Annotated in this window: 11 protein-coding genes; 6 read left to right on the forward strand and 5 right to left on the reverse strand. The window is 58.9% G+C overall.

Annotated features, from left to right (window positions below; genetic code table 11):
• Positions 1 to 1,101 (reverse strand): ethylbenzene dehydrogenase-related protein (locus ACC569_RS12015; RefSeq protein WP_372523772.1); only part of this gene is annotated, 1,101 nt, incomplete at its 3' end.
• A 200-nt stretch (positions 1,102 to 1,301) separates the two neighbouring features.
• Positions 1,302 to 1,748 carry a cytochrome c gene (locus ACC569_RS12020; RefSeq protein WP_372523773.1) on the reverse strand — a complete coding sequence of 149 codons (447 nt, stop codon included), beginning with the start codon at positions 1,746 to 1,748 and terminating at the stop codon, positions 1,302 to 1,304.
• Positions 1,749 to 2,095: 347 nt separating this feature from the next.
• Between ACC569_RS12020 and ACC569_RS12025 the strand changes: the two genes are divergently transcribed.
• Positions 2,096 to 4,102, forward strand: a complete 2,007-nt coding sequence (locus ACC569_RS12025; protein ID WP_372523774.1) for a cytochrome b/b6 domain-containing protein — start codon at positions 2,096 to 2,098, stop codon at positions 4,100 to 4,102.
• 173 nt (positions 4,103 to 4,275) lie between these two features.
• On the opposite strand, the gene ACC569_RS12030 is transcribed toward ACC569_RS12025, so the two are convergent.
• The gene (locus ACC569_RS12030) at positions 4,276 to 4,905 is read right to left on the reverse strand and encodes a cytochrome b/b6 domain-containing protein (protein ID WP_372523775.1); all 630 of its coding nucleotides are present in this window, start codon (positions 4,903 to 4,905) and stop codon (positions 4,276 to 4,278) included.
• A 158-nt stretch (positions 4,906 to 5,063) separates the two neighbouring features.
• Here ACC569_RS12030 and ACC569_RS12035 point away from each other — a divergent pair, with 158 nt between their 5' ends.
• The 5 genes from ACC569_RS12035 (at position 5,064) to ACC569_RS12055 (ending at position 8,889) form a co-directional block, all read left to right on the forward strand.
• The gene (locus tag ACC569_RS12035) at positions 5,064 to 5,462 is read left to right on the forward strand and encodes a TraR/DksA family transcriptional regulator (protein ID WP_372523776.1); all 399 of its coding nucleotides are present in this window, start codon (positions 5,064 to 5,066) and stop codon (positions 5,460 to 5,462) included.
• Positions 5,463 to 5,496: 34 nt separating this feature from the next.
• The gene (locus ACC569_RS12040; RefSeq protein WP_372523777.1) at positions 5,497 to 6,114 is read left to right on the forward strand and encodes a hemolysin III family protein; all 618 of its coding nucleotides are present in this window, start codon (positions 5,497 to 5,499) and stop codon (positions 6,112 to 6,114) included.
• Between the two features lie 229 nt (positions 6,115 to 6,343).
• The gene (locus ACC569_RS12045; RefSeq protein ID WP_372523778.1) at positions 6,344 to 6,658 is read left to right on the forward strand and encodes a hypothetical protein; all 315 of its coding nucleotides are present in this window, start codon (positions 6,344 to 6,346) and stop codon (positions 6,656 to 6,658) included.
• A gap of 29 nt (positions 6,659 to 6,687) precedes the next feature.
• Positions 6,688 to 8,187 (forward strand): hypothetical protein, encoded by a 1,500-nt coding sequence (locus ACC569_RS12050; RefSeq protein ID WP_372523779.1) that lies wholly within the window; start codon positions 6,688 to 6,690, stop codon positions 8,185 to 8,187.
• A gap of 138 nt (positions 8,188 to 8,325) precedes the next feature.
• Positions 8,326 to 8,889 carry a hypothetical protein gene (locus ACC569_RS12055; RefSeq protein WP_372523780.1) on the forward strand — a complete coding sequence of 188 codons (564 nt, stop codon included), beginning with the start codon at positions 8,326 to 8,328 and terminating at the stop codon, positions 8,887 to 8,889.
• Between the two features lie 66 nt (positions 8,890 to 8,955).
• Here ACC569_RS12055 and ACC569_RS12060 read toward each other — a convergent pair whose 3' ends face one another.
• Entirely contained in the window at positions 8,956 to 10,557 is a 1,602-nt protein-coding gene (locus tag ACC569_RS12060) for a thiamine pyrophosphate-dependent enzyme (protein WP_372523781.1), read from the reverse strand.
• Positions 10,558 to 10,628: 71 nt separating this feature from the next.
• On the reverse strand, positions 10,629 to 11,714 hold a 1,086-nt coding region (locus tag ACC569_RS12065; protein ID WP_372523782.1), incomplete at its 5' end, for a 2-oxoacid:acceptor oxidoreductase family protein.

Below are 11,714 nucleotides of genomic sequence, written 5' to 3' on the forward strand. Positions count from 1 at the left end.
CTTCCAGCCGGCGATGGCGTTGTTGTCGGCGGCCGATCCCTTGGCGTCCTCGCGGCTGACGAGGTAATCCGGAATCATGTCGCCTTCCTTCCAGCCCGCCTTGGGATCGAACGGCACGGCGTTCTTTTCGCGGATCAGGAAGTGGTCGCCCTTGCGCAACTGGTCGGCGGTGATGGATTTGTAACCGACCTTCTTCTCGTCCCACATGAACTTGGGCAGGTGAGTTTCCTTGTCGGCATTGCCGCTGAACATGTCCTTGCCGGCGTCACCGAGGCGCCACTCGAGGACATAACCGTCGTCGGCCATGCCGACCGGGTTCGACCGATGAGCGCGCCACTGGATCAGGTCGACGAAGCCGCCGGCGGCCTTGATTTTGGCGATCTCCTCGACCGACTTGCCGGTCTTCCAGTCGGACGGGTTGGTGCGGGTTTCCGGCAGGTATTTGCGTACATCGTTCTTCTTGATGGCTTGCAGCAGCGCGTTGGCCGCGACTTCCTCATTGGTGAACTGCTTCGGCATGTCGCGCTCGCCGTCGTGGCAGGTGAGCCAGCAGCCCTGCTGCGCAAAGCCCGGCACCTTGCCGTCGTCGATCATGACCGTCATCCGGTCTTCGTAGATACCGGGCTGCTTGCCTTCCTGCACCACCTTGTCGAGCTTGGGATAGCCATAGATCTTCCACTCCTTGCCGTCGAAACGCAGGTACTGATGCTCGGATCCGGGAAAGGCGTTCTGGGTCTTCCACTGGAAGCGCAGGTAGGCATTCTTGTCGTCGAACGCGGCTTGCACCTTGAGATCTTTGTAGCCGTCCTTGCCTTTGACTGGCATCGGCTCCAGGCTTCCACCCTTCACCAGCTTGTTCCCGATTTTACGTTCCTCGTCCGGTTCGTCGTGGCACTTGGTGCAGCTGTCCCCGCGCTTAACCTCTTTCATGCCGTCTTTGTGACCGTCGCTGCGCAGCCACTCGTAGGAAGACTGCCCCGGATAGAACAGCGGCACATTGACGGTGGGTATCTTCGACCAGTCGATGGTGGCTGGATCGGCGGCCAAGGCGGGCCCTGCGATCAAGGCGGCGAATGCCAGGATGAATGCTCTCTTGTTCATGATTATCTCCTCCATGAAATGGCTAAATTCCCTGCCAGCCCTGCCACGGGCCGCGCCGTTGAAACCTTGTCTTAACTGCGAGACGATCCAGTTCGCCAGATTCTTCGTCTCCTGCATGTCATTAGGTGATGTTTTAAGTGGCTAATTCTGATTCTATTCGTACTCCGCAAGCGGGGTTTATTAACCGGTTCGAAAAATCCTTACTTTGCCTGCAGCCGATAGATGTACTCGGTCAGCGCCAGAATACGTGAACGTGCAAAGTATGATCTGTCTACGTTTTCCTCGTGCAAATATTCATCATAATACTTGCTGCTTCTGTATTCCTTGCCCCAAATCGGCATTTCTCGTGTTCCGTGCGCCATTAATTCATGCGTGCCTTCGATGGTTTCAAACACATGCGCGAAAGGGAACACCCCGCCATTCCTCTTGGAAAGCGTTGTTAAGTCAGTTGCAGGTTTATTCAGCATCTTGCTGTACGCACCGTCCCCCTTGCCCAGTATGCCATGGCAAATGATGCACTTTTGTTCATACTCGGCTTTGCCGACGTCAACTTTGCGGGTGTCAGCTTTATCCGCAGGGTATCCGACCCCAGCAAAGAAAACCAAGATTGTCCCTAGGAACGCTGAAGCGACTTTTGTCGATTTCATTTGACTCTCCAAAAATATGCTGCTCTGGAAGTTATCTTAGAAAACTCGCAAAATAATCGGTAAAGTATTAGGCGAATTCGAATCAAGCCTTTTGATTTGCGTCATATATCTGCTTTTGATAAATAACTGCGACGCACGCTGTATAGTAGAGAACCGATCCGGCTATGCCAACATTGATATACATCAACTAGGGCAGAACCCATGGAGATTAGTATATCGCTTTAAGGCAGAAGCCATAACATGATGAACAATGATCTATCCTGGCTGTACAAAACTGCACGATAAGTTCGTCCTGTTTTTAAGATAAGACGTAACAGTGATGCAGTGCCAAACAGGGGAGTAATTCCATGCACATACCAAAACTTGCAGCGTGGTTAATGGCGGGGGTTATCTGCCTGACAACGGCACAGGTTATTTGGCAGACGCCAGCGAGGGCCGCGGAAGTCACCAAGAACCCTGGCGCCGGACAAACCACCCCAAAGCTGGATGATGCAGGTTGCATGACCTGCCATGACGGAAAAAAACAAGTATTTGCATTGCCCGCGGCAGACGGAAAGATCCGCCCGCTGCGAGCGATACAAAAGGACAAGTATGCAAAAAGCATCCACGGAGAAATGACTTGTGTGGCGTGTCACCAGGATATTGCCGACAACAAAGCACCGCACAAAAAAGTTGCCGCGCCCAAAGCCAATTGCGTGACCTGTCACCAGGGGCTGTGGGAAACCGTCAAGAAGGAGAATTTGACAGCAGAAAAAACCAGGCTGGGGGTGGTGGTACAGAACATCGAGGCGTACAAGAACTCCTTCCATGCCCGGCCCAAGAACGAGACAAGTGTCAAGGCCGCCTGCGACGACTGTCACGACACCCATTATTTCAATGTTCCACCACGAGGCACTTCCAAACGCACGGAATGGCACCTGACCGTGCCAAACGTTTGCGGCGCGAAGTGCCATACCGAGCAACTGGAAGAGTACACGACGTCAGTGCATGGCAAGGCCGTCACGGAGATGCACAATCCGAAGGCGGCCGTGTGCACGGATTGCCACACCACCCATAGCATCGCCAAGACGTCGGAAGACGCCACTCAGCTCCTGATCGTCGAGAATTGCGGAGGTTGCCATAAGGAGAATCTCGAGAGCTACCGCGACACCTATCACGGCCAGGTCGGCAAATTGGGCTACGCCTATACGGCCAAGTGTTTCGACTGCCATGGCAGCCATGGCATCCTCAAGGTCGATGACCCCGATTCGACAGTGCATCCCAAGAATCGCCTGAAGACATGCAAACAATGTCATGACGGAAAAAAACGCAAGGAGGCGACACCAGGGTTTGTGACTTACAGTCCGCATGCCAATGACCATGACTTCAAGCGCTATCCCCAGGTGTGGTTCGCCTCAAAATTCATGCATTGGCTGCTGGTGTTCGTGTTCGCCTACTTCTGGGCGCATTCGCTGCTGTGGTGGTATCGCGAATTCAAGCATCGCAAGGATCGCAAGGCCCAGGCGCATATTCGAACGGACGAATTGCTGCAGGGGGAAACCAGGCAAGTCCGTCGGTTTGGACTCCTGTGGCGGATCGGTCACCTGCTGTTCGCCCTGAGTGTCATGACGCTGATCCTTACCGGCATGGGATTGTTTTACTCGGACATCCCCTGGGCGCCGGTCGTCATGAAAGCGTTTGGTGGCCCGCAGGTAACGGGGATTATCCACCGGATCAGTGCGGCGATCATGCTCGGTATTTTCTTCCTGCACATGATCGCCGTCGTCGTCAATATCTTCCGCCACCGCAAAACCTTCCGCTGGTTCGGGCCCGACTCGCTGGTGCCCAACTGGAAGGACTTGAGGGATGCCGTGGGCATGTTCAAGTGGTTTGTCGGCAAGGGACCGCGGCCGGTTTTCGACCGCTGGACGTATTGGGAAAAATTCGACTATTGGGCGGTGTTCTGGGGCATGGCCGCCATCGGCGGCAGTGGCATGCTGCTGGCCTTCCCGAGCGTGACCGCGTCGATCTTCCCGGGATGGGTGTTCAACGTGGCCACGCTGGTGCACGGTGAGGAAGCCTTCCTGGCCGCCGTGTTCCTGTTCACGGTGCATTTCTTCAACAACCACTTCCGGCCGGACAAATTGCCGCCCCCGGATGTCGTGATGTTTACCGGCACCCAATCGCTGGAAGAGTTCCGGCACGAACATGCGCTTCAGTATCAACGCCTGGTCGATAGCGGACAACTGGAGAAGTATCTCGTGGACGCGCCGTCACGGCCGATGACGCTCGGATCGAAGGTATTGGGCCTTACCCTGATCACAATAGGTCTGATATTGCTGATCCTGGTGACGGTAGGTTTCTTCAGCGGTTAAACGCCACATAGCGCCGCCACGTCGCCGCGCTAGTGAGTTGGGCAAGCAAAGCCCCGAGTCTTGGATTGGGGAATTTTTGAAACACTGGAAACGGTTCCGATGGGAACGAGACGCTCCCATCGGAACCGGTGGGTGAAGGCGCGCGCTGATCCGTTCAGATCTTTCCTGAGGAACTAGACCGGTTTGCGTCCGGTGAACATGGCGCGCACCAGGTTCTCCCGGTGCACCAGGTTGCCGACGATTACGCCCGCGATGTGCAGCGCGACAAGCAGCAAGCTCAGGTTGGCGAAGAATTCGTGCAGTTCCTTCCACGTTTCCCCAGCGCCTTCGTCATCATCTACGACTGCCTTGGAGATTGCTACCGGTACCGTGACTGAAGTGCTCGCGGTGATGGCGGCAAACGGCCCCGCGCCTTCTTTTGCGCCCGGCAAGGCCAGTCCGGTGACACTGGCGGCGAGCAGCGACAACAGCAGCGCGATGATCATTATGCCTCCCAAAGGGTTGTGGCCCAGGTAGCGTTTGGATTTTCCGGTCAGGATATCCCTGACGTAGGCCAGCACCATGGACGGTCGATAGACAAAATCGCGAAAGCGTGCGTACTTTGTGCCGACGAAACCCCACGCGACGCGAATCAGCACGAGACCGATGATCACATAGCCTGCGAGCACGTGCACACGGGGTTCCTCCTCGCCGGTGAGCCAGACAATGGTATAGGCCGCCACCAGTGACCAGTGGAATATCCGCACCACGGGGTCCCACACCCTGGTTTCATTCGGGAGGGGTGCGCTTTCGGGTATATTCATCGTCGGCTCCTTGGAAAAGTACAGGACGAACGATAGCAGTCCTGGTTGAAACGAAGCTGAAAGGAGTATGGCATCGAGTGTATTATGTTACGCTTAAGTTCCAGCGGGACGGCCGCATTATCTCATGCATTAGCGATCGTTAATATTCGGAAGCCAGCATGCCGGGACTGTCTGAAAAAGATCTGCAGTACTTCAAGCAACGTCTGCAGAAGCGGCGCGAGGAACTGCGCGCGATTATCCACGCCGAACTGGTAAGTTCACAGCAGGAGGATTTCACCAAGCTCGCGGGCGAGGTGCACGATGCCGGCGATGAATCCTTTGCCGAGCTCCTGCGCGGTATCAAGCTCGCGACACACGCACGTGAACTGGAGGAGATTCAGGATGTCGAGGCGTCGCTCGAGCGCATCCGCAACGGAACCTACGGTACCTGCGTCGAATGCGGCGATCACATCGTCTACGAGCGTTTCGACGCCTATCCCACGGCCAAACGTTGTATGACCTGCCAGAGCCGTCACGAAAACCGCCGCGGCGGTCGCGACGCCACGCCGAGCCTGTAGTCCGTCACCCTTCGCGGCCTGGTTCTCGCCGCCCATGTACCCCGGAGAGCGACTCAACAGTTTCAGCCATCTGGTCGGCGCGGTGCTCGCGCTGGCGGGCATGGTGGCGCTCATCGTCATCGCCGCCCGTCAGGGAGACCCGTGGAAGATCGTGAGCTTCAGTGTTTACGGTGCGTGCCTGTTCAGCCTCTATGCATTCTCCACGCTTTATCACAGCCTGCGCCATCGCGCGAAAGCGGTCTTCCGTCGATTTGATCATCTTGCCATCTATCTGCTAATTGCCGGGACTTATACCCCTTTTACATTGGTGACGTTGCGCGGCGGCTGGGGTTGGTCGCTGTTCGGCGCCGTCTGGGGGCTGGCCGCGGCCGGGATGGCGATCGAATTCCTGCCGCGTCGCGGCGCGCGGATACTTCCGGTGGTGATTTATGTCCTCATGGGCTGGCTCGTGCTCATCGCCCTGAAGCCGTTGTTGCAGGCCCTGCCGTGGGCGGGATTTGTCTGGCTGCTGGTGGGCGGACTGCTCTACACTTTCGGCATTATTTTCTACGGTCTGGACGCGAGGTTGCGGCACGCGCACGGCGTTTGGCATTTGTTTGTGCTGGCTGGCAGCGTCAGCCATTACCTCGCTATTTACCTTTACGTGGCATAATCTTTCTGATCCCGACATTGCGCCATTCCGGCGTGCCGCGTTGGTCGCTTTAGGTTCAATGCGGGTTATTGATCTATATCAATGAAAACAGGCACGGAGAGGTTAGATTGAAAAATTGCCGAACCCGTTAATTTTGATGCGGCGCGAAAGAAGCGGAGCGAACATGATAAGGAATTTCGCCGTGCGGTACCTGGCCTGGATCTTGGCCGCATGGATCGGATCATGGTGCATGGCGCTGTCGACCGTCGGCGTTGCCACGGAGCGACCACCGGCCGGCATGATGAGCGTCGAATATCGCGCGACGGTTCTCGCCACGTCGGTGATGCCCGGCCGCGGCACCGGCGACAATGAAATAATCCTCGATGATCGGGATGCCGTGGACTCTGATGCCTCGGCCTTAACCGGCCTGGAGGACTCGCAACCCTTTACCTTTGCCTTCGATGTGCCTGGTCAACGCGACGCCGTATACGAGCGCGCTCGCGCATGGCGCAACGCGTTCTTTATGGAACCGCGTTTCCTGAGATACTCCCGCCTGCTTAATTAGTTTATTTGCCCTCGTCGTCAGTCTGGTGATTGGCACGCGATGACAGCGCCAGCGCCTATGCAGAGTTTTCCAGGTTTAATTTTTTGCTTGAGGGCATAACCATGAGATCTTTCAAAATTCATTTCCTCGCCATCACGGCGGCGATGGCCACAATGCTGTTGGGCTTCACGCCAAGCGCGTACGCGGTACCGAGCTTCGCCCGCCAGACGGGAATGGCCTGCGCCGCGTGCCACACGACCTTCCCTCAACTCACCGAGTTTGGCCGGTCATTCAAGCTCAACGGTTATATCTTGACCGGTATGCACCAGATCGAGTCGGGACAGGGGCAGGGGACAAGCGCGCCGCAGCTCAAGATCAACGAAGTACCGCCACTGTCGGCCATGTTTATGACTAGCGTCAGCAACATGAGCAAGCCGTTGCAGGATCCAGGCGACGGGTCAAATACGCAAAACGGGAATGTCGAGTTTCCGCAACAGCTCAGCTTTTTCTTTGCCGGCGAGATCAGCGAGCATATGGGCGTGTTCTCTCAAATCACTTATACCCACGACAGCGATCACTTTTCGATCGACAACACGGATTTTCGTTATGCCAAGCACGGCAAATTTGGGGATGCGGACGCCATCTACGGCCTCACCATCAACAATAATCCCACCGTCGAGGACGTCTATCAGGGTACGCCGGCCTGGGGCTTTCCGTTTATCAGCTCTCCAATCACGCCCGGACCCATCGCCGCGACTCAGATCGATGGCACCCTCGCGCAAGAAGTGGCCGGCATTGGCGGTTACACTTTTATCGCCAACCACTGGTACCTGGGCGCCACGCTTTATCGGTCCGAGCATGGAGGAGTAACGCAGCCCTTCGGCGCCAGCGCCACCAATACCATCAAGGGACTGGCGCCGTATTGGCGCCTGGCTTATCACAATGACTTCGGGAGCAACGATTTTGAAATCGGCATTTATGGCATCAGCGCCAACATCACACCGGAAGGCGTCACCGGCGCAACGGATAAGTACGTGGATAACGCGATCGACGCGTACTTCGAACACCCCTTCGGCAGTGACTCGATCGTTTTCCGCGGTACCTACATCCACGAGAAAGCCACTTTCGATGCCAGCCAGCCGTTGGGACTGGTGTCCAACTCCTCGGACAATCTCAACACCTTCAAAGTAAACGGCGAGTACCATTTCAAAAGTAACAAAGCACTGGCTTTAGGTGCTTTCCGCACCACTGGCAGCTCTGATGCGCTGCGGTATAAGGCATCGCCCGACCCGTTGACCAGCCCTCCCACTTGCGGTGTCGGGACGGGCATCGGTTGTGACCCTGCGCCAGGATTCGGCAGCGCGAACGGCAGCCCGGACACGACCGGTTGGATCCTGCAAGGGACCTATCTGCCGTGGCAGAACGTGCAGCTTGGCTTGCAGTACACCTGGTACACCAAGTTCAACGGTTCCTCGGATAACTACGACGGACTGGGACGTAAGGCCTCGGATAACAATACGCTGTTCGGCTACGCCTGGTTCATGTGGTAACCGGCGGTCGCAGCACGGCGCGGAGACAACCCCGCGCCGTTCTTTTATTGGCTGGAGGAATTTACAATGATTTTTGATGCCCCCAAGCCGAAGCGGGCCAACGCTCACAGGGCGCGAGTACCGCGTTCGCAACGACCGGTGGCAAGTTCTGCCGTGGCAAACGCGGCGCCTATCCGCGTACGGGAATCCGCCGCGATGCCACTGGTCGCCGCCCTGATGCTCGCGATGGTCGCGGCTGCGCCGGTGCGGGCCGATGAAGCCGACTACAAGGCGCTCATGGTGCAACTGCAGCGGATCGAGGCGCAGATTCGCGCGCTTGATGCCAAAGTGACCGCGCTCGAACAGGCACAGAAGACGAGCGCGCCGGCGGAGGCCACGAAGCGCTCGGGCCCCGCGGAGCCGGTAGCGACCGGCGCGCCGGTGCCGGCGATCACCACTTCGGAGGTCGCCGCCCAGGCCGCGGCCCAATTGCGTCGGGAGGACGCGGCGGTGCGTGACGGTTGGAAACAGATCGAGCGCGGTCTCAACCAGGAGGAGGTGAAGCGGCTGCTCGGCGCGCCGCAGCGGACGTTCGACCTGAGCGGCAAGAAGGTGTGGTATTACTATTATCCCGCGGACGGAAGCGGCTCGGTGCTGTTTGATCCGGGCGGTCGCGTGGTAGGTTACCAGACTCCGCCGTCTTCCGGTTTCCGCCTGTACTGAGTGGGTGGCGTGCCGCGTTGGTGGGAATCAGCCGTTAGGCGAGGCTGTGGTTTTTTGCATCCTCAGCTACGTTACCGCGCCATCCCTGGCGCACTTCTCAGGCTGGTGTATTCCCGCCAGTTCCTGCAGCAACCGCCAGTTCTTGAGGCGGTCTTCTCCGGCCTTGTGCAGCTCCGGTGACGGCTTGCCGTCCCGGTCGAAGTGCTTGGCGAAACGGCCTTCGGTGCGCGCGAAGCTGATGAAGTCGACGGTCTCGCCCTTGGGCGTGACGTACCAGTCGTCCTTGCGCGCCGGATTGCCCTGCAGGCTCAGGCGCTGCTTCATGGATTCGCCCGCGCGCGGGTCGTACACGAGCAACGGAAACGCGCGCGCGTCCACCGCGAGCTTGGCCTGGCCGAAGGCGGCGTCGTCGCCGATGCCGTGTTCCGGCATGCATGGGGTGTACGCCACCACCACCGCCGGGCCCGGGTAGGCGTTCGCCGCGATGATTGCGCGATAGAAGTGGTTGATGTGCGCCGCCGTGGTCTGGGCCACGAACACGTCCGGATGCATCATCGCGATCTGCGCCAGTTCCTTGCGGCGCTCGGATTTGCCGTGCTGCACTTTGCCGTAGCCCGACATCTTGGAATCCTGGGAAAGAAACGTGGACGTCGAGGCCTGACCGCCGGTGTTGGAATACACCTGCGTGTCGAGCACCAGCACCTTGATGTCCATCCCGCTCATGAGCATGCGCGACAGCGATTGGAACCCGATGTCGAGCATGGCGCCGTCGCCGCCCAGCACCCACAGGCGCTTGTCCCTCATGCCGCGGGCGTTCCATTCGGCGCGTATGCCCATGGCCACCGCCGGCGCGTTTTCGAACAGCGAATTGGTCCACGGCACGCGGTAGGGGTTGTACGGGTAGGTCGAGCCGAACACGGTGTTGCAGCCGGTGGCGGCGACGATACCCATCGAATTTTCACCGTGCACGAAGGCCGTGGCGGTCAGCATCATGCGGATCGCGGTGGCCTCGCCGCAACCCATGCACGAGGCCGCGCCGCCGCAGTACAGGTGCGTGGATTCCTGCAGCATCATGTCCGACAGCACCTTGTCCTGGATGTAGTCGTGCGGCGTGTCGGGGAGATCGCGGAAAAGTTTGGCAGCAGCGCGGTATTGCGCCAGATTCGCATCGGTCTTGGGGATCATCCGCAGCGCCTGATGATCGCCGCAGGCGGCGACGCACTCGCCGCAGCCTTTGCACTTGGTGGGGTCGGTGATGAGATAGAACATTCCGCCCTCCTTGCCCTTGCGCGCCGGCACGTCGAAGTATTTCGTGGTCCGGGCGAACTGACCCGCGATGAAATCGCCGTGCTCGGCCGCCTTGAGTTTTTCGGACAGCGCTGCGTGGTCGCTGGCCGGCACGACCTTGGCCAGGATAGCGGTGTCGGGGCATTGGGTGACACACTCCATGCAGCCGACGCACTTTTCCGCTTCGAGCAGCGGCAGGTCCGGCGCGATCGTCGAGAAGTCGCGCAGCGCGCCCGTGGCCGGCGGCATCCACGACCGCGCGATCGCGCGGTCCGCCGGCAGGCAGGCCTCGGCGCTGCCGTCGGCATAGGCGTGCAACACCTCGCGCTCGAAGGCGTCCTGGTCGATAAAGTTGGCGACAAAGGATTCCGGGGCAGTCATAAATTTAATTCTCAATCCACCACCCTGGCGGTGGATTTGATTTGGGTTTTGAAACGGTTGGCGACATGGCGTTACGCTCTGGCCTCGGCGGTTGCTTGAGGCTGCACAACGCGCGCGATGTCGAGCTCGCGCAGGTTGAAGTAACCCTGTTTCACCGCGGACATATTGGCCTCGATCACTTTCTCGCCGCGCCGGCCGAAGTATTTGCGCAGCGCTTTTTCCACGCCTTCGAACAGCCGCGCGTCGTTCAGGCCTTGCGCGCGCACGAACGGCGCGACCCGCAGAAAGATGCCGAGCAGCACGATGCCCTGCATGCGCAGTTGCAGGTCCGGCGTCGCGGCCAGATCGCGGGCAATTTTCACCGCATCGAGATAGAAAAGCCGCAGCCGTTTATTCAGGATGATTGCACGCGCCGCTGCCGGAATATGCGCCCAGACTTCAGCGTCGGTGCCAAAGCGGCTCTGGATGAACAGGCTCCCGTTCTCGACAAGTCCTTGCAGTGGATTGGCGACGCCGAAAGCGTTGATGTCATGGATCGGCACGAAGTCGACGTGCTCGATCTCGGAGTGCTCGCGGATCGGTTCGGCCGCCACCGTCAGGTAATAGGTGGTCGGTAGACCTTTCTTGTCCGAGCCGTACTTGGGGTAGGCCTGAACGTGGAGACCGAAGATCTCCTCGACGAGCGAGGCGATCACCTTGTTGGTCGTGACCGAGCCGTAACCGCCGACCGAATGCCCGCGCATGCTGAAGGCGCCCGCCGGGCGCACGTCCGGGTCGTGCCGGCGTTCGAGCGCCGTGGGGTGCACGATGTTGAGCGAGAAGAAAGGCTGGCCGCCTTCCACCATGTTCTGCGCCACGGCGATCAGGTCGCCGACGCGCGTGTCGCGCGCGCCCAGCCCGTACACGCCGGAAAAAATCCGCGGCATTTTTTCGACGCCGGCATAACCGGCGGCGCCCGCCATGGCATCGGCAAAGGCCGCCTTCACCTCGGTGGTGAGCGGATTGTTCTTGGCCAACGGGTTGTCCATGCGTTCGATCACGGAGATGACCCGGCAGTTTTTGAGCGCGGCGACGATCTCGCGTCCGGGAAACGGCCGGAAGCTCGTGACATGCAGCAGCCCGACTTTCCAGCCCATGTGTAGGCGCATCCAGTCCAC

This window comes from Sulfuricaulis sp. (genome assembly GCF_041499725.1).
Classification (GTDB): domain Bacteria; phylum Pseudomonadota; class Gammaproteobacteria; order Acidiferrobacterales; family Sulfurifustaceae; genus Sulfuricaulis.

Coding starts and splice junctions, on each gene's coding strand:
- ACC569_RS12020 (WP_372523773.1), bottom strand. CDS start 1,748: ATGAAATCGACAAAAGTCGCTTCAGCGTTCCTAGGGACAATCTTGGTT.
- ACC569_RS12025 (WP_372523774.1), top strand. CDS start 2,096: ATGCACATACCAAAACTTGCAGCGTGGTTAATGGCGGGGGTTATCTGC.
- ACC569_RS12030 (WP_372523775.1), bottom strand. CDS start 4,905: ATGAATATACCCGAAAGCGCACCCCTCCCGAATGAAACCAGGGTGTGG.
- ACC569_RS12035 (WP_372523776.1), top strand. CDS start 5,064: ATGCCGGGACTGTCTGAAAAAGATCTGCAGTACTTCAAGCAACGTCTG.
- ACC569_RS12040 (WP_372523777.1), top strand. CDS start 5,497: ATGTACCCCGGAGAGCGACTCAACAGTTTCAGCCATCTGGTCGGCGCG.
- ACC569_RS12045 (WP_372523778.1), top strand. CDS start 6,344: ATGGCGCTGTCGACCGTCGGCGTTGCCACGGAGCGACCACCGGCCGGC.
- ACC569_RS12060 (WP_372523781.1), bottom strand. CDS start 10,557: ATGACTGCCCCGGAATCCTTTGTCGCCAACTTTATCGACCAGGACGCC.